The 17,648-nt window shown below is 70.8% G+C and carries 16 protein-coding genes; 5 read left to right on the forward strand and 11 right to left on the reverse strand.

Going from position 1 to position 17,648, the window contains the following annotated elements; genetic code table 11:
- Positions 1 to 20: 20 nt before the first annotated feature.
- A complete protein-coding gene (locus LW587_RS01470) occupies positions 21 to 1,067 on the forward strand; it encodes a MaoC family dehydratase (RefSeq protein ID WP_232627832.1) in 1,047 nt (348 codons plus the stop codon).
- Positions 1,068 to 1,080: 13 nt separating this feature from the next.
- Here LW587_RS01470 and LW587_RS01475 read toward each other — a convergent pair whose 3' ends face one another.
- Positions 1,081 to 1,872: a TSUP family transporter gene (locus LW587_RS01475; protein WP_232627833.1), complete on the reverse strand. Its 792-nt coding sequence runs from the start codon at positions 1,870 to 1,872 to the stop codon at positions 1,081 to 1,083.
- Between the two features lie 212 nt (positions 1,873 to 2,084).
- On the opposite strand from LW587_RS01475, the gene LW587_RS01480 reads away from it, so the two are divergent.
- Together LW587_RS01480 and LW587_RS01485 are read left to right on the forward strand one after the other, a co-directional pair.
- Positions 2,085 to 2,327, forward strand: a complete 243-nt coding sequence (locus LW587_RS01480; RefSeq protein WP_232627834.1) for a DUF6894 family protein — start codon at positions 2,085 to 2,087, stop codon at positions 2,325 to 2,327.
- Positions 2,328 to 2,577: 250 nt separating this feature from the next.
- The gene (locus LW587_RS01485; protein WP_232627835.1) at positions 2,578 to 3,321 is read left to right on the forward strand and encodes a class I SAM-dependent methyltransferase; all 744 of its coding nucleotides are present in this window, start codon (positions 2,578 to 2,580) and stop codon (positions 3,319 to 3,321) included.
- A gap of 279 nt (positions 3,322 to 3,600) precedes the next feature.
- On the opposite strand, the gene LW587_RS01490 is transcribed toward LW587_RS01485, so the two are convergent.
- The 7 genes from LW587_RS01490 to LW587_RS01520 all read right to left on the reverse strand — a co-directional run bounded on the left by LW587_RS01490 (position 3,601) and on the right by LW587_RS01520 (position 9,504).
- A complete protein-coding gene (locus LW587_RS01490) occupies positions 3,601 to 4,092 on the reverse strand; it encodes a hypothetical protein (protein WP_232627836.1) in 492 nt (163 codons plus the stop codon).
- 127 nt (positions 4,093 to 4,219) lie between these two features.
- Entirely contained in the window at positions 4,220 to 4,681 is a 462-nt protein-coding gene (locus tag LW587_RS01495; protein WP_232627837.1) for a hypothetical protein, read from the reverse strand.
- Positions 4,682 to 4,749: 68 nt separating this feature from the next.
- The gene (locus LW587_RS01500) at positions 4,750 to 5,646 is read right to left on the reverse strand and encodes a ParB/RepB/Spo0J family partition protein (RefSeq protein ID WP_232627838.1); all 897 of its coding nucleotides are present in this window, start codon (positions 5,644 to 5,646) and stop codon (positions 4,750 to 4,752) included.
- A 33-nt stretch (positions 5,647 to 5,679) separates the two neighbouring features.
- Positions 5,680 to 6,510 carry a ParA family protein gene (locus LW587_RS01505; protein WP_232627839.1) on the reverse strand — a complete coding sequence of 277 codons (831 nt, stop codon included), beginning with the start codon at positions 6,508 to 6,510 and terminating at the stop codon, positions 5,680 to 5,682.
- Positions 6,507 to 7,142, reverse strand: coding sequence for a 16S rRNA (guanine(527)-N(7))-methyltransferase RsmG (gene rsmG / locus LW587_RS01510; RefSeq protein WP_232627840.1), 636 nt, complete (start codon positions 7,140 to 7,142; stop codon positions 6,507 to 6,509). The genes LW587_RS01505 and rsmG overlap by 4 nt, the downstream gene beginning before the upstream one ends.
- A 7-nt stretch (positions 7,143 to 7,149) precedes the next feature.
- Positions 7,150 to 9,030 (reverse strand): tRNA uridine-5-carboxymethylaminomethyl(34) synthesis enzyme MnmG, encoded by a 1,881-nt coding sequence (gene mnmG, locus LW587_RS01515; RefSeq protein WP_232627841.1) that lies wholly within the window; start codon positions 9,028 to 9,030, stop codon positions 7,150 to 7,152.
- 189 nt (positions 9,031 to 9,219) lie between these two features.
- Positions 9,220 to 9,504, reverse strand: a complete 285-nt coding sequence (locus tag LW587_RS01520; protein ID WP_232627842.1) for a DUF6894 family protein — start codon at positions 9,502 to 9,504, stop codon at positions 9,220 to 9,222.
- Positions 9,505 to 9,814: 310 nt separating this feature from the next.
- Here LW587_RS01520 and LW587_RS01525 point away from each other — a divergent pair, with 310 nt between their 5' ends.
- Positions 9,815 to 10,831: a PAS domain-containing protein gene (locus tag LW587_RS01525; protein ID WP_232627843.1), complete on the forward strand. Its 1,017-nt coding sequence runs from the start codon at positions 9,815 to 9,817 to the stop codon at positions 10,829 to 10,831.
- A gap of 24 nt (positions 10,832 to 10,855) precedes the next feature.
- Here the strand turns inward: LW587_RS01525 and mnmE are convergent, their stop codons facing one another.
- Both mnmE and leuS read right to left on the reverse strand, forming a co-directional pair.
- Positions 10,856 to 12,199, reverse strand: a complete 1,344-nt coding sequence (mnmE, locus tag LW587_RS01530; RefSeq protein ID WP_232627844.1) for a tRNA uridine-5-carboxymethylaminomethyl(34) synthesis GTPase MnmE — start codon at positions 12,197 to 12,199, stop codon at positions 10,856 to 10,858.
- Positions 12,200 to 12,213: 14 nt separating this feature from the next.
- Positions 12,214 to 14,823, reverse strand: coding sequence for a leucine--tRNA ligase (gene leuS, locus LW587_RS01535; protein ID WP_232627845.1), 2,610 nt, complete (start codon positions 14,821 to 14,823; stop codon positions 12,214 to 12,216).
- A 330-nt stretch (positions 14,824 to 15,153) separates the two neighbouring features.
- Here leuS and LW587_RS01540 point away from each other — a divergent pair, with 330 nt between their 5' ends.
- Complete coding sequence (locus LW587_RS01540; protein ID WP_232627846.1) at positions 15,154 to 15,873, forward strand: YggS family pyridoxal phosphate-dependent enzyme; 720 nt, start codon at positions 15,154 to 15,156, stop codon at positions 15,871 to 15,873.
- 5 nt (positions 15,874 to 15,878) lie between these two features.
- Here the strand turns inward: LW587_RS01540 and aroB are convergent, their stop codons facing one another.
- Positions 15,879 to 17,603 carry a 3-dehydroquinate synthase gene (gene aroB, locus LW587_RS01545; RefSeq protein ID WP_232627847.1) on the reverse strand — a complete coding sequence of 575 codons (1,725 nt, stop codon included), beginning with the start codon at positions 17,601 to 17,603 and terminating at the stop codon, positions 15,879 to 15,881.
- Between the last annotated feature and the right edge of the window lie 45 nt (positions 17,604 to 17,648).

Here is a 17,648-nt window from a genome sequence, read left to right on the forward strand (position 1 = left end):
GACGAGGGGCGAGACCACGCATGAAGACCAATCCAGGCCGCTTCTTCGAGGATTTCCGCCTCGGCGAAACCATCCGCCATGCCACGCCCCGCACGGTGACGAGTGGCGACGTCGCGCTCTACACCGCCCTCTACGGGCCGCGCTTCGCGGTGCAGTCGTCGGACGCCTTCGCCAAGGCGCTCGGCTACCCGGCGAGCCCGCTCGACGATCTGCTGACCTTCCACGTCGTGTTCGGCAAGACGGTTCCGGACATCTCGCTCAACGCGCTGGCCAATCTCGGCTACGCCGAGGGCGGCTTCCACCGGCCGGTCTATCCTGGCGAGACGCTCTCCACCGTCTCCGAGGTGATCGGCCTCAAGGAAAGCTCGAACCGTCAGACCGGCGTGGTCTATGTGCGCTCGACGGGCTCGGATTCCTCCGGCCGGACGGTGCTGAGCTATTGCCGCTGGGTCCTGGTGCGCAAGCGCGACCCGAACGCGACGATCGCCGAGGAGCACGTGCCGAGCCTCGCCAAGGTCGTGAACCCGGCCGACCTCGCCAACGCACTCCCGCCCCTCGACCCGGCCGCCTACGACACCGCCCTTGCGGGCAGCCCGCACCGCTTCGCCGATTACGCCGTCGGCGAGCGGATCGACCACGTCGACGGCATGACCGTGGAGGAGGCGGAGCATCAGATCGCCACCCGCCTGTTCCAGAACACCGCCAAGGTCCATTTCGACGCCGTGGCGACCCGCGAGACGAAGTTCGGCAAGCGGCTGATCTATGGCGGCCACGTCATCTCGCTGGCCCGTGCGCTGAGCTTCAATGGCCTCGCCAACGCCTTCGCCATCGGCGGCATCAATGCCGGGCGCCACGTCGCGCCGTTGTTTGCCGGCGACACGGTCTATGCGTGGTCGGAGGTGCTGGAGGCCGCCGAGCTCCCCGGCCGGTCCGATATCGGCGCGCTGCGCCTGCGGACCGTGGCGGCCAAGAACCAGCCCTGCACCGCCTATCCGGATCGGCAGGGCGACGGCTACGACCCGGCGGTGATCCTCGATCTCGACTACTGGGCCTTCATCCCGCGCTGAGCCGCGGGTCCCGTCACGAGAAGAGCCCGGCCACGGCCTGCCGCAGGGGATTGGCCGGGTTCGACAGCAGCCGCAGCGCCATCGCGCAGGCGATGACCACGAGGAGCGGGCGGATGAGCCGGGCGCCGAGCCGCACGGCCAGCACCGAGCCCACCTGCGCGCCGAGGAAGGCGCCCACCGCCATGGCGAGGCCCACGGGCCAGACCACCGCCCCCTGGAGGGTGAAGAGGGCGAGGCTGCCGATATTGCTCGCGGCGTTCGAGAGCTTGGTGTGGGCCGTGGCCCGCACCACGCCGAGGCCGAGCAGCGTCACGAAGCCGATCATGTAGAACGAGCCGGCGCCGGGCCCGAACACGCCGTCGTAGAAGCCCACCGCGGGCGCCAGCGTCAGGGCGAACAGGCCCGGGGTGATCCGCGCCGTCGCGTCCTCGTTGCTCATGCGCCGGGCGGTCGCGAAATAGAGGGCGATCCCGACCAGCAGCACCGGCACCAGGGCGTCGAGCAGGGGGCGCGGCAGCAGGCTCACGCACAGGGCGCCCGCGACCGAGGCGAGCCCGGCGCCGAGCGCGGTGGGGCCGGCCTCCCGCCAACGGATCAGCCCGCGCCGGGCGAAGGCGATCGTCGCCGAGGTCGATCCCGCCGTGCCCTGGAGCTTGTTGGTGGCGAGCGCGCTCACCGGATCGAGCCCGGCGAGCAGCAAGGCTGGCAGGGTCATGAGCCCGCCGCCGCCCGCGATGGCGTCGACCGCGCCGGCCACCACCGCGACGCCGAACAGGCCCACGATCGTCTCGAGATCGAGGATCATGCGCGGGCCACCGCAGCGGCGGACAAGGGCGGACGGAGGGAAACGGGCATCGGCTCGGCTTCTCGGGGGAGGCGCCCGTCCCTACCGGTTCGGCCGACCCGGGTCACCCTCGGATCGGATCCCCAGCCTGGGTCCTGCGACGCCGCGCGCCGTCGCGGAAAAGCCCGAACTCGTGCCATAAGTGGGACAAAATCCCACAATAAGCTGCCACGATGCCCCGCTATTTCTTCGATCTTCACGACGGCTCGAACTTCGTCAAGGACGATCAGGGCTTCGATCTGCCCGACCCGGACGCGGTACGGGAGCGACTGGCCCGGCTCATGACCAAGGTCGCCCGTGGCATCACCGCCTCGTCCGACCGGCAGGACTTCTTCGCGATCGCCCGCGACGAGCACGGCACGGTGCTGTTCCGGGCCCATCTCTCCCTCGACATGGAGACGGTGGAGCGGGCGTGACGCCTCGGTTCAGCGGCCCGCAGGGCCGTGATCGAACCGTCTCAGTAATCTTCGGGGAAGCCAGGGCGACGGGCTGCCCTCAATATGGTGCGGAACCCCGGGCGCCGGGGGCCGTCCGTCGCCGCGGCATCTGGGTCGCGCGCTGCGGGCAGCGCGCGAGGCGCGTCGGAGCCGGACGGACCACCCGGGGCGCCCCACGCCTCCCGCGGTGGCAGCGGGGGCGACGCGTCTCTGAGTGGAAGGCGTAGCAATGGGATTCCAGTTCCGGACCGGCGAACTGAACGCGCATTACGACAAGGTCTACACCGACACTGAGCGCCGCTGGCGTCAGGTCTGCGCCATCGACAAGGCCCAGCACATCGCCGAGATGCTGGGGGCCCACGCGCCCGAAATCGAGAGCGTCCTCGAAGTCGGGTGCGGCACCGGCGACGTCATCGCCCAGCTGAGCACCCTGGGGGTCGGCCAATCCTTCGTCGGCGTCGACGTGATCGACCCGGGCATGAACAACGACCACGTCCGCGACCGGGGCAACCTGTCCTTCGTCCAGCAGACCGGGCCCGCCCTGCCGTTCGCCGACCGCGCGTTCGACGTGGTCTTCGCGAGCCACGTGCTCGAACATGTCGAGGACGAGCGCGCCTTCCTGAAGGAGATCGCCCGCGTCAGCCGGCGCTACGTCTATCTCGAAGTGCCCTGCGAACTGCACGCCCGGACGAGCCAGGGCGATCTGCAGGCCTCCCTCGATATCGGCCATATCAACGCCTACACGCCGCATTCCTTCGCCCTCACGCTGGCGACGGGGGGGCTGAACGTGGTCGATCTGCGCTGCTTCGACCACAGTGTGGAGGTTCACGCCTTCCACACCTCGAAGCTCGCCGGACACCTGAAGCGCACGGTTCGCTCGACTCTCCTGAACGTCAGCCGCGACCTCGCCCCAAAAGTGTTCACCTACCATTGCGGCGCCCTCTGCACGCCCGCCACGCTCGCGCAGTCCTGAGCCAAATCAGGGATCGGGAATCGGCCCGAGCGGCGGCTGCTGGCGCTCGGTAAAAGTGTTATACATCAATGGCTTATACGATCTCCTCGGATCCCAGATCCTGGGCGACTGTTTCGGTATCGGGAAGCCTCCACGAGGCAACCGACACGCGCAACGGGCCAATCATGGAACGGCCCTGCACAAAGCTTACGTGGCCATGACGCGCGCCGATCGGCCGAGCATTTCGGCTCAGCCTCACGCCGAACGCATCACCTTTTGAAATAGGATCCGAGTCCCCCGTTAGGGAGCGGGTGCGGGCGGGGGCCGCCGGATCAGCCGCGGACGCCAGATGCCGAGCACCACGTTGGCGGTCGCCACGGCGAGCAGGACCCAGAGGGTGTTGCGCTCCGGCGCCAGGGTCTGGGCCAAAGTCGCCGGATCGATCCGGCCCGCCAGCGCCTCGGCGCTGCGCCGGGCCTCCTCCTGCATCGGCCCCTGGACGCCGACGAAGCCCCATTCGAACATCACGACACCGGTGGCGAGCTTGGCCCAGGCCCAGCCCGCGCTGTGAAACGCCCGCTGCGCGATCGACAGGAGGCCCGCGAGTAGGGTCAGCGCCAGGGAGGGCAGGAACAGCCAAGTGGCGACGGCGCCCATCGCGCCGCGGATCAGGGCATAGTCCGAGAGCGCCGTCGGCGGGGGCGCGACGGTGGCGAGGACGAGCAGCGAGGCCATCGCGCCCATGAGGCCGATGGCGCCCATCGTGTGCAGGAACTTCAGAAGGCGCCGCATCGCGTCCCGCCCCCATGCCGGATCACCCCGAACCTAGCGCAGACGGAGACGCGGCGGGAGGCCGAGGGCGAGGCTTGCCGCGCACGATCGCGCGGGGTGAGGGCCGCCGCCCACTATCGGCAAGCGCTCATGGACCATCGGCGAACAGGTCGAGCTGCACGGTGGGTGCGGCCCGGCGACGGCGGGCGGGGCCCGGCGATGGAGCCGGGACAGGGGCGAAATCCGGCAGCGTAACGCCGGGCTTGCCGTGCAACACCGCTCCGACCACCCGGCTTCCCCCCTCCCCCAGGAGGACACAGCAGGTATGGGGGCCGGCCCGCAGGATCTCCTGGGTCAGGGCTTCGGCCGCCGGGAGGGCGGCGACGGCCGTCAGCAGATCGGTGAGGCCGGCCGCGTGTGTGCCGAACACCCGAAACTCGAAAGCCTGTCCGCTCCAGAGCTGCCGGGCCGCCCCGGCGCTCGTGGTCCGGAACGGGTTGCTGGCCTGAACGGTGGCCGCGTCGCGGATGAAGGCTGCGATCGCCTCACGCTCCGCGAGGGCGGAGGCGGCGAGGACGAGGTCGGCGAGCTGGTGCTTCGTGAAGGACACGACGGGAGGCTCGCATGCCCCCTCCCCCACGGTCGAGGTGACGCCCGCAGACGCCTGTGGACAGGCCGCTACCCGCCCCCGAGCTTGCGGCAGAGGGCGTCGCGTTCCGCGGCGCTGGCGTAGCGGATGCGGATTTCCCCCTCCCCGCTCGCCTTGTCCTTCAGGGCCACGGCATGGCCGAGGGCGCGGGCCAGGACATCCTCCAGGGAGCGCAGGGCCGCGTCGGCCTCGCCGGAGCGGCGCGGGCGGCCGGGACGCGGGGCCGCCTCGGGCTCGGGAACCTCGGCGGCGGCAAGCGCCTCCACCTCGCGCACCGACAGGCCCTCGGTCACGATGCGGCGGGCGATGGCCTCCGGGTCGCGGACCGACAGGAGCGCGCGGGCATGGCCCGCCGTGATCTCGCCGGCGGTGACCCGATCCTGGATCGTCGGCGGCAATTGCAGGAGCCGCAGGGTGTTGGCGAGGTGGCTGCGGCTCTTGCCCAGCAACTCGGCGAGTTCGGCCTGCGTGTACTGGAACTCGCGCATCAGCCGCTCATAGCCCCCCGCCTCCTCGATGGCGTTGAGGTCGGTGCGCTGGACGTTCTCGAGGATCGCGTATTCGAGCGAGGTGCGGTCGTCGATCTCGACGACGACCACCGGCACGTCGGTGAGACCGGCCCGCTGGGCGGCCCGCCAGCGTCGCTCGCCCGCCACGATCTCGAAAGTGCCGGGCACAGCCGGCAGCGCTCGGACCACGATGGGCTGGATCACCCCGCGCTGGCGGATGGACGCCGCGAGCTCGTCGAGCTCGGGCTCCGGGAAGCGGCGCCGGGGATTGCGGGGGTTCGGCCGCAGGAACTCCACGGCGACCTTGCGCTGGGGCTGAGGGGACCGTCCGCTCTCGGGGGCGGCCTCGTCGGGGAAGTCGCCGATCAGGGCCGCAAGGCCGCGTCCGAGCCGCGGCCGGGCCGCATCATCCGCCATCGCCACAGGGGAACTCCGTTACGCTTCAAGGGGTCAGGCGGCGGCCGCGGGCGGGGGCGCCCGGCCCTCGCGTTGGATCACCTCGGAGGCGAGCCGCAGATAAGCCTGCGCGCCCGCGCATTTCAGGTCGTAGAGCAGCACCGGCTTGCCGTGGGACGGCGCCTCGGACACGCGCACGTTGCGCGGGATCATGGTCTCGTAGACCTTGTCGCCCATGAAGCCCCGCACATCCGCCACGACCTGCGTGGAGAGGTTGTTGCGGGGGTCGTACATGGTCAGCACGACGCCCTGGATCTGCAGCTTCGGGTTCAGGGCGCCTCTCACCTGCTCGACCGTGCGCAGGAGCTGGCTCAGCCCTTCGAGGGCGAAGAACTCGCATTGCAGCGGCACCAGCACGGCGTCGGAGGCGGCAAGCGCATTGATGGTGAGCAGATTGAGCGAGGGCGGGCAATCGATCAGGATGTAGCTGATCGGATCGCCGCCGGGGGTGTCCGTGAGCCCCTTGAGGATGTTGCGCAGGCGATGGGCCCGGTCCGGGGCGCTCGCGAGTTCGAGCTCCAGGCCGAGCAGGTCCATGGTGGAGGGGGCGACGGACAGGCGCGGCACGGCGGTCGGGGTGATCGCCTCGGACAGAGGCGCCTCGCCCGCCATGACGTGGTAGGTCGAGACCCGGCGGCGGCGGCGGTCGATCCCGAGCCCCGTGGAGGCGTTGCCCTGGGGATCGAGGTCGATCACCAGGACCTGCTCGCCAATGGCCGCGAGGGCCGTGCCGAGGTTGATCGCGGTCGTCGTCTTGCCGACGCCACCCTTCTGGTTGGCGAGCGCGAGCACGCGAAGCGGTTTAGCCTTGATCGGGTCGGTCATGGATCCACGCGGGAAAGCGACGTGACGCGCACAATCCGTGCCTGCGAGTCGGTGCGGCTCGGAATCAGATCGCGGGCGAATGTCCACGCATCCTCGGCCTCGGTCAATTCCGCGGCTGCATCACGTCCCTTCGGAAACAGCCCGGTGGTGCCGGTTGTCAACAGCGGCTCGGTCCAGGCCAGGAGCTGACCGAGCGGGGCGAGCGCCCGGGCACAGACGATGTCGGTGCCGACGAGGTCGGACACCACCGTCTCGATGCGGGCGTTGCGGACCGTGACCGGCGCAAGGGTAAGGCGGGCGGTCTCGGTGAGGAAGGCGCATTTGCGCGCATTGCTCTCGACGAGCGTGACGCGGAAGTCCGGGCGGCTTCGGCCGGCGATCGCCAGGATGAGGCCGGGGATGCCGGCCCCGGATCCGAGATCGGTCCAGCTCTGCGCCTCGGGCGCGAGGGCGAAGAGTTGGAGCGCATCGGCGATGTGGCGGTGCCAGACCTCGCCCAAGGTGGCCGGTCCGACGAGGTTCTTCACCGATTGCCAGCGGCGCAGCTGCTCGACGTAGAGGTCGAGGGCGGCGGCTGTTTCACGTGAAACATCGTGCTCAGCGAGCACGCGGGCGCGTTGGGCATCGGTCATAAGATGCTCACGCCGGCCGCTCGACCCGGCCGCGGCTGCGGCGGGCATGGGCCGCGAGCAGCGTCAGGGCGGCCGGGGTCACCCCTTCGATCCGGGCCGCCTGCCCGAGAGTTCCGGGGCGCACGCCGTCGAGCTTGATCCGCATCTCGTGGGAGAGCCCGGCGATGGCCCCGTAATCGAGGGAGGCCGGCAGGCGCACCGCCTCGTCCCGGCGGAAGGCGGCGATGTCGGCCTGCTGCCGGTCGAGATAGACCGCGTAGGTCGCGTCCGTCTCCAGGCGCTCTGCGACGCGGGGCGGCACGGCGGCCAATTCAGGCCAGACCGCCGCGAGCCGCTCCCAGCCGATCTCCGGATAGGACAGGAGCTGGAAGGCGCTGCGGCGCAGGCCGTCGCGGTTGAGGGCGAGGCCATGGGTGGCCGCCTCGTTGGGCGTGAGGCTCAGGGCATCGAGGCGGGCGCGGACCTGCGTGAGGGCCTCCTGCGCGGCCGCGAAATGGGTCGCGCGGGCGGAGCCGACGCAGCCCAGGGCCGCCCCGCGCGGCGTCAGGCGTTCATCGGCATTGTCGATGCGCAACGACAGCCGGTACTCGGAACGCGACGTGAACATGCGGTAGGGCTCGCTCACCCCGTGGGTGACGAGGTCATCGATCATGACGCCGAGATAGGATTCGGCCCGGTCGAAGATCGTCGGCTCGGCGCCGCCTGCGCAGCGTGCCGCGTTCAGACCGGCGACCAGCCCCTGGCCGGCGGCCTCCTCGTAGCCGGTGGTTCCGTTGATCTGTCCGGCCAGGAACAGGCCCGGCAGGCGCTTGGCCTGGAGACCGGCATCGAGTTCGCGGGGATCGACGTAGTCGTATTCGATGGCATAGCCCGGGCGCAGGATGCGGGTCCGCTCGAGGCCGGGGATCGCGGCGATGATCTGGGTCTGGACCTCTTCGGGCAGGGCGGTCGAGATGCCGTTGGGGTAGACGGTCGGGTCGTCGAGGCCCTCCGGCTCCAGGAAGATCTGATGGCCCTCGCGGTCGCCGAAGCGCACCACCTTGTCCTCGATGGAGGGGCAGTAGCGGGGGCCACGGCTGCTGATGCCGCCGGAATACATCGGCGAGCGATGGAGGTTCGCCCGGATCAGGTCGTGGACGGTCTGCGTCGTGCGGGTGATGCCGCAGGCGATCTGGGGTGTGGTGATGCGCTCGGTCAGGGTCGAGAACGGCACCGGCAACTCGTCGGCGTGCTGCATCTCCAGGGCCCCCCAGTCGATGCTGCGCCCGTCGAGGCGAGGCGGTGTGCCGGTCTTGAGGCGGCCGAGGCGGAAGCCGTAGCGGTCGAGGGTGCAGGCGAGGCCGAGGGCCGGTCCCTCTCCCACGCGCCCGGCGGGGATCTGGCGCTCGCCGATATGGATCAACCCGCGCAGGAAGGTGCCGGTGGTGATGACCACGGCCCCCGCGGCCAGGCGGCGTCCATCGGCCAGAACCGCGCCGACGATGCGGTCGCCGGCCACGATGAGGTCCTCGACCTCCCCCTCGATCACGGACAGCCCGCCGGTTTCGGCGACAGCGGTCTGCATGGCGCGGGCGTAGAGCGCCCGGTCCGCCTGGGTGCGGGGGCCGCGCACGGCCGGCCCTTTGCGGCGGTTGAGGAGGCGGAACTGGATGCCGGCGGCGTCGGCGACCCGGCCCATCAAGCCGTCGAGGGCATCGACCTCGCGCACGAGATGGCCCTTGCCGAGCCCGCCGATGGCCGGATTGCACGACATGGCCCCGATCGTCGCCGCCCGGTGCGTGACGAGGGCGGTGCGCGCACCGACCCGCGCCGCCGCGGCGGCCGCCTCGACGCCGGCATGGCCGCCGCCGACGACGATGACATCGTAGCCCGAAGAGGATGCGCTCATGACGCCGATGGGGGTGTCTTTCCCGAAGCCCCTGCCCCGCTTCGGCGCACGCGCGGGCGTGGCGGATCATGGGGAGGCTTGCCAGGAACTCTTATGCGGGCCTACCCCGCATGGTCAACGCAGACGCGCGCCGGCGCTCGACGCCCGGGGCACGGCGCCGGTCCCGCACGGCGGGCGTGCTGCCACGGATCACGGCGTTGGGCTTGCATTCGCGCCAGAGACGGGGGCGGCGTGAATCTGGAGATCGATGCGAAACAGCGGGCCCTCCGTGGCGTCGCTCACCTCGAGGCTCCAGGCATCGCCGATCCGCAGGCGCGGGCCGGATTCGCGTAGGACCGACCCGGCATAGTGGACCGCCATGGCCAGGGCCGCATCGAGGTCCGGGAGCTCGACCCCGTCCTCGTCCGAGAGGTCGAGACCATCGTAGAGGTTGAAGAAGTACCGGGGCATGGAGAGCTTCACGAGGGCTGACATCGCACCTTAAGTCTGCACCTGGCACTGTGCGCGATGAAGCAAAAATTGATTCATTTCGATGAGCGGTTTCTGCGCATTTTGGTGTTGGTGTGGGGGCCTATGGTGCAATATCTGCTCAAGCGTTCGTGATCGGGTCTTTCCCGGCGCCTTGCCGGCGCTGGACCCGGATCGTCCGGACCTCGAGAGGGGCGAGTACTGAATTATCCTGTGTGAGACGACGGATGGACGAGGGATTTCAAGGATCGCGCGGCGCGCGAGGATCGAGTCTCGCGGTGGATCGACAGCCACGCAAGGCGGCTTCTGCCCGGCCATGATGGATGTCGATTTCCGGTTCTCCTCGCGCGAATTCCTGCGCCTCCTCGAAGACGCCGCTCTCACCGGAACCTGGGGTTGGACGTTCGCGACGCGGGAGCAGGTCTGGTCGCCCGGTCTGTTCAAGCTGCTTGGCCTCGATCCGGCCATCGTCTCGCCGAGCTACGATCTGCTGACCCAACGCGTGCATCCGGATGATCGCGACCGCATCGAGAGTGGCAGCGACATCGCGATTCACGGCGTGCTGGGCGATCACACGGTCCGCGTCCTGCGCCCTGACGGGCGGCAGCGCATCCTCCAGACGCGAGGCACCGTCTACCACTCGCCCGAGGGACGGCCCTACGCGGCCGCGGGTGTCGTGCTCGACGTGACCGATCGGGAGCAGATGGCGACGGCCCTGAGGGCGGAGCGTCGCCGCCAATGGGCGCTGTTCGAGGCGCTGCAATCCTGGACCAATTCCGCGCTCTACACGAACGGTCAGCGCACCGCCTCCCCTGAAATCCTGACCCTGACCGGCATCACCCAGGAGATGTTCCGGGACCATTGCGACCGGATCGTTGCGGCACCGGACCGGTCGCGGACGCGGGCCGAGATCCAGGAGAGGATCGCCCTCGGCGAGGCGTTCGAGGTCTCCAAGCAGATCCTCCTGGCCGATGGCGATTCCGGTGAGTTCCGCTTCCTCTACACGCCGGTCCGCGATGCCGAGGGGAGAGTCGAGACCTGGGCGACCTACGCCGCGCGGGTGGGCCGCGAACGCGCGCCTGTGGTCGATCAAGCGCGCAAGGGATTGGAACAGGCGATCCAGGGGCGGCATGTGCGGGCGGCGCGGGCGCTCCTCGGCTGGTCGATGCAGGACCTCGCCAAGGCCGGGGGCTTTCCTTCGCCACGGTCCGGCGCCTTGAGGAGACCGACGGCCCGCTTCGCCCCCGCAGCCACGGCATCGCCATCGCGGCCCTGCGGCGGGCGGGCGTCGGCTTCCAGATCGTCGAGGGCAACCGGGTCGCCGTCTTCCTGACCTGACGGGGCGTGCCGCGGGCGCCTATTTCCCGATACAGAAACCGGCAAACAATCGGTCCAGCATCTCCTCCACGCCGACATGGCCGCCGACCTCGCCGAGCGCCCGCACGGCGAGTCGGAGATCCTCGGCGATCAGTTCGGGGGGGAAGCCGGGGAGGGCGCCGGACACGCGGTCGAGATGGGCGGCGGCGCGGGTCAGCGCCGTGCGATGGCGCTCCCGGGTGACGAGGGCGTCGCCCCCGCCGAGCGCGGCCTCGGCCTTGCGCCGGATGGCCGCGAGCAGCGCGTCGAGCCCGGCGCCGGTCCGTGCCGAGATCGCCACGCTGTCTCTCTCGCCGTCCTCTCGGCCCTCACCCTCGGACAGATCGGATTTGGTGCGCACCCGCAGAAAGGCGGTCTGGTGCCCCTCCTCCGGCAGGGGATCGCCCATCGGCGCGAGCCGCAGGACGAGGTCGGCGGTCTCGATGCGGCGGCGGGTGCGGGCGACGCCCTCGGCCTCGACCGGGTCCGCCGTCTCGCGCAGGCCGGCGGTGTCGACGAGCACGACCGGCAGGCCGCCGAGATCGCAGCGCACCTCGATGGCGTCGCGGGTCGTGCCGGGGCGGTCGGAGACGATGGCGGCATCGCGCCCGGCGAGGGCGTTGAGCAGGGTCGACTTGCCGGCATTCGGCGGTCCGGCCAGGACCACGACGAAGCCTTCGCGCAGGCGCTCACCGCGACGCCCGTCGGCCAGAACCGAGCGAATCTCCGTGCTCAAGGCGCCCGCCCGCCCGGCCTGCGCGGCGTCGAGCCCGTCCGCATCCACGTCGCCCTCGTCGGCGAAATCGAGGGCCGCCTCCGCCGAGGCCAGGAGGTCGATCGCGACCGCCCGCCAGGCCGCGACCTGCTGGCCCAGAACCCCGTCGAGCTGGCGCAGGGCCTGGAGGCGCTGCGCCTCGGTCTCGGCGTCGATGAGATCGGCGATGCCCTCGGCCTCGGTCAGGTCGATGCGGCCGTGCAGGAAGGCGCGGCGGGTGAAGGCGCCGGCTTCCGCCGGTCGGCATCCCGGCACCGTGGCGAGCGCCCGCAGCACCGCCATCCGCACGGCGAGGCCCCCATGCAGGTGGAGTTCGACCATGTCCTCGCCGGTGGCGGTCCCGGGGCCCGGTAGCCACGCCACTAGCGCGCGATCGAGGAGGACCCCGGAGGCCGGATCCCGCAGGCGACGCAGGGACAGGGTCCGCGGCGCGGGCCGCGGGCCGGTCAGGGCGTCGAGGGCGTCGCCGGCCGCCGGTCCGCTGATCCGCACCACCGCCACTGCCGCCCGGCCGAAGCCGCTGGACGGCGCGTAGATGGTGTCGGCGCGATCAGGCAGGGCAGGGGGCATGGCGGGTCAACGGCTCAGACGACGAGGTTCACGATCCGCCCCGGCACGACGATGACCTTGCGGGGCGGCCGCCCCTCCAAGACCTTCTGCACCGCCTCGAGGGCGAGCGTCGCCGCCTCCACGGCCGCCGCGTCGGCATCCCGCGGCACGGTCACGTCCGCCCGCTTCTTGCCGTTGATCTGGACCGGGAGGGTGATCTCGTCCTCGACCAGCAGCGTCCGGTCGGCCTCGGGCCAGGGGGCCTGCGCGACGAGGTCTGGGCCGCCGAGCACGGTCCAGCATTCCTCGGCGAGGTGGGGCATCATCGGCGCGATGAGCTGGACGAGGATGCGCGCCGCCTCCCCCGCGGCCGTGCGCGAAGCCCCGCCCCGCAGGCCCTCGTCGAGGGCGTTGGCGAGCGTGTAGATATGCGCGACGCAGCGGTTGAAGCGCAGCCGCTCGACATCCTCCCCCACCGCGGCCAGCGCCTTGTGAGCGGCCTTGCGCAGGCCGGCATCGGGCGCGGCGGCTCCGCCGTTCGCCGCGGCGGCGCCATGGACGAGGCGCCAGACCCGCTGAACGAAGCGAGCGGCGCCTTGCACGCCCTCCTCGGTCCAGATCACGTCGCGCTCCGGCGGCGAGTCGGAGAGCATGAACCAGCGGGCGGTGTCGGCGCCGTAGCTGGCGATGATGTCGTCGGGATCGACCACGTTCTTCTTCGACTTCGACATCTTCTCGGTCGGGCCGACCGTGATCGCCGCGCCGGTTTTCACGTGAAACGCCCGGCGCTCGCCGCCCTGCGTTTCGAACCGGATCTCGGCCGGGGGCACCCAGGCGCCGGCCGGATCCTTGTAGGTCTCGTGGACGACCATGCCCTGCGTGAACAGGCCGGCGAAGGGCTCGGAGACGCCGGCCCAGCCGGTCGCGCGCATCGCCCGCATGAAGAAGCGTGCGTAGAGCAGGTGCAGGATCGCGTGCTCGACGCCGCCGATATACTGGTCGACCGGGAGCCAGTGGTCGGCAGTCGCCCGGTCCGTGGGAGCGTCCGCGAGCCAGGGCGCCGTGAAGCGCGCGTAGTACCAGGACGAATCGACGAAGGTGTCCATGGTGTCGGATTCGCGCCGGGCGGCCGCGCCGCAGCGCGGGCAGGGCACCTGCCGCCACGCCTGGTCGCGCTCCAGCGGATTGCCGGGCTGGTCGAACGAAACCTCCTCGGGCAGCTTCACCGGCAGGTCGGCGACCGGCACCGGCACCGGGCCGCAGGTGTCGCAGTGGATGATCGGGATCGGGCAGCCCCAATAGCGCTGGCGCGAGACGCCCCAGTCGCGCAGCCGGAACTGCACCTTTCGACGCCCGACGGCGGTGCCGTCCAGCCTCTCCGCTTCGAGCCGGTCGGCGACGGTCTTGAACGCCGCGTCGGTGCTCATCCCGTCGAGGAAGCGCGAATTGATCATCAGACCGTCACCGTCATAGGCGGTGTCGGTGATCACGAAGGTGGCCGGGTCCTGCCCCTCGGGGCAGACCACGGGCGTGTTGCCGAGCCCGTACTTGTTGGCGAAGTCGAGGTCGCGCTGGTCGTGGGCCGGGCAGCCGAACACCGCGCCGGTGCCGTATTCCATCAGCACGAAGTTCGCGATGTAGACCGGCAGCGACCAATCCGGATCGAGGGGGTGGCGCACCGTCAGCCCCGTGTCGAACCCGAGCTTCTCCGCCGTGTCGATCGCCTCCTGGGCGGTGCCGATGCGGCGGCACTCGTCCGCGAATGTCTTGAGGCTCGCGGCGTCCGGACCGCTCTCGGCAAGGGCGCGCGCCAACGGGTGATCGACCGAGATGGCGAGAAACCGCGCGCCGAACAGCGTGTCGGGGCGCGTGGTGTAGACGCTCAACGCGTGCGTGTCGGCGAAGGGGGTGGCGAGGGCGAAGCGGACCTCCAGCCCCTCCGAGCGGCCGATCCAGTTCCGCTGCATCAGGCGAACCTTGTCCGGCCAGCGCTCCAGACCGTCGAGGGCGTCGTGGAGGTCCTGCGCGAAATCGGTGATCTTGAAGAACCACTGGGTCAATTCGCGCTGCTCGACGAGCGCGCCCGAGCGCCAGCCGCGCCCATCGATGACCTGCTCGTTGGCCAGCACGGTGTGATCCACCGGATCCCAGTTCACCTTCGCGGTGCGGCGGGTGACGAGGCCCTTCTCCAGGAAGTCCAGGAACATGCGCTGCTGGTGCTTGTAGTAGTCGGGATCGCAGGTCGCGATCTCCCGGCTCCAGTCGAGCGAGAGGCCCATGCTCTGCAGCTGCCCGCGCATGGTGGCGATGTTGGCGTAGGTCCAGTCGCGCGGGTTGACCTTGCGCTCCATGGCGGCGTTCTCGGCCGGCAGGCCGAAGGCGTCCCAGCCCATGGGATGGAGCACGTTGTGCCCCCTGGCGCGCTTGTAGCGGGCCACCACGTCGCCCATGGCGTAGTTGCGTACGTGGCCGATATGGATGCGCCCGGACGGGTAGGGGAACATCTCCAGCACGTAGTATTTCGGTCGACCGTCGTCGTTCTGCGTCTCGAACAGGCGGGCCGTGGCCCAGGCCTCCTGCCAGCGCGGCTCGGCGTCCTTGGCGTTGTAGCGCTCGACGGGAGCGGGGGCAGCGGAATCGGTCATTGCGGGCGCCGGAGATCAGCAGGAAGGGGAGGGGCCGCACGAGGCGTCGCCGGAGCCTCGGCACCTAGCATATCCGGCCGGTCAAGGGTCAACGATGCGACACGCGACCGGCCCGTGATCCGACCCGGGGCCCGGTTCCGGGATGGGATCGGGATGGGATCGGGCCTTCTGAGCCGACCGACGTCTTGCGCACCGCGGCACCCGGAGCCGATCGAACCTCGGCCGCGCTCGTCCGTTTTCCGGAGACGAACCGACGGGGGCAGGGCGTACGTGACGGAAACGCATGAGCCCGGTCTTGAAGTCCCGGCCGCCCGGCGACTAGGTGGGGCCATGACGGATCCAGCAGCCGCCCTCGATGACAAGCCGCCGGTGGGCGAGGCCGACGTGGCCGCGGGGCTCGCCGAGGTGCGCGCCGCCATGCAGCGGGCGGCGCAGGACAGCGAGCGCGATCCGGCGAGCGTCCACCTCGTCGCGGTCTCCAAGACCGTGCCGGCCGACGGCATCCTGCCGGCCCTGGAGGCCGGGCACCGGCTGTTCGGCGAGAACTACATCCAGGAATCGGTGAACAAGTGGCCGGCCCTGAAGGAGCGCTTCCCGGACACGGAGCTCCACTTCGTCGGCCCGCTCCAGTCCAACAAGGCCCGGGAGGCGGTCGCCCTGTTCGACGTGATCCACTCCCTCGACCGGCTCTCGCTGGCCGCCGCGCTGGCCAAGGAGATCGACCGGAGCGGACGCACCCCCAAGCTGCTGATCCAGGTCAATACCGGCGACGAGACGCAGAAGGCCGGGGTTGCGCCCGATCAGGTCGAGACCCTGCTCGCGGAATGCCGCGAGACCCATGGCCTCGCGATCCAGGGCCTGATGTGCATTCCCCCGGCCGAGGACCCGCCCTCACCGCATTTCGCCCTGTTGGCGCGCCTCAGCCGGGAGCACGGCCTGCCGATCCTGTCGATGGGCATGAGCGCCGATTACGCGGCGGCGATCCAGATGGGCGCCACCCATGTCCGGGTCGGCACCGCGATCTTCGGGCGGCGGGCGAAACGGGGCTGATCGGTTCAGCTCCGCAGCTCGTCCTCCAGGAAGGCCCGCACCTCCGCCCCGTCGATCCCGGGAGCGATGAAGCTCTGTCCGATCCCGTGGGCGAGGATGAAGGTCAGACGGCCGTCGCGGACCTTCTTGTCCTGGGCCATGGCATCGAGCAGGGAATCGGGGTCGCCGGCCCCGCCCGGCACCTGGCTCAAGCGGGTCGGCAGGCCGGCCAGCGCGAGGTGGTTGGCCACGCGGCCCGCATCCTGGCCGGGGCAGAGGCCGAGCCGGGCCGAGAAGCGGAAGGCGAGGGCGAGCCCAATGGCGACCCCCTCGCCGTGGACGAGGCGGGCCGAATCGTATTCCGTCAGCCGCTCCAGGGCATGGCCGAAGGTGTGGCCGAGATTGAGTAGGGCGCGCTCGCCGTCCTCGCGCTCGTCGCGCACGACCACTCCGGCCTTGGCCCGGCAGCAGGCGGCCACCGCCTCGTCGCGCTCCGGACCGCCGGAGAAGATGCCGGCCCAGTGGGCCTCGCACCACTCGAAGAACTCCGCATCCCCGATCAGGCCGTACTTGGCGACCTCCGCGTAGCCCGCCCGCATCTCGCGCTCGCTGAGGGTGTCGAGGGTCGCGGTGTCGGCCAGCACGAGCCGCGGCTGGTGGAAGGCGCCGATCAGGTTCTTGCCGTGCGGCGAGTTGATCCCGGTCTTGCCGCCCACCGACGAATCAACCTGAGCGAGCAGGGTCGTCGGTGCCTGGATGAAGCGGACGCCGCGCCGCAGACTCGCCGCGGCGAAGCCCGCGAGGTCTCCGACCACGCCGCCGCCGAGCGCCACCACGAGATCGCCCCGCTCGATCCGTTGCTCCAGCAGCCCGTCGCAGACCCGCGCGAACGAGGCGTAGCTCTTCGAACTCTCGCCCGGTGGCACCGCGATGAGACCGCAGCGCAGGCCGGCCGCCTCAAGGCTCGCCCGGACCCGCTCGCCGTAGAGGCCGGCCACGGTCTCGTCGGTGACGATGCCCGCCGCCCGCGCGCCGAGGTCCCGCGCCTCGGCGCCGATCTCGTCGAGGAGGCCGCGGCCGATGCGGATGTCGTAGTCGCGGCCGGCATTGAGCGGAACGGTCACACGCAGGGGTTGCGTCATGGTGAAGCTTTTTCGGGCGGCGGAGGGGTTCATGTGGATGTCGAGCGCCTCCATCACGTCCTGCACCACCCGGTCGTGGGAGACTTCACGGGACAGGACCGTCAGGTCGGCCCCTCCATAGACCGGATGGCGCACCTCCATGAGGGCGCGCATGGTCGCCTCCGGATCCTCGGTCTGGAGGAGGGGCCGCGTGTTGCGCTTGCGGACGCGGCGCATCAGCACCTCGAGGTCGGCCTTGAGCCAGACCGAGATGCCGCCGGCGGCGATCCGGGCGCGCGTCGCCTCGCGCATGAAGGCGCCTCCGCCCGTGGCGAGCACCATCGGCCCCTCGCGCAGCAGGCGGGCGATGACCCGTTCCTCGCCCTCGCGGAAACTCGCCTCGCCATAGATGGCGAAGATGTCGGCGATGGTGAGCTTGGCCGCGGCCTCGATCTCGTGGTCGGCGTCCTTGAACATCAGCCCGAGACGGCTGGCGAGGCGGCGCCCGACCGTGCTCTTGCCCGCCCCCATCAGGCCGACGAGCACGATCGACCGGGCCCCGAGGCCACGGCGCAGACGCGCTTCGATCGGTTCGCCGGGCGGGGACGCCGGCGTCTCGGGGAGGGTCATCGGGCGGTCTTAGACGGTTTTGCAAATGCGACGAAACCGTCCGGT

Source organism: Methylobacterium sp. Leaf118, assembly GCF_920984675.1.
GTDB lineage: Bacteria > Pseudomonadota > Alphaproteobacteria > Rhizobiales > Beijerinckiaceae > Methylobacterium.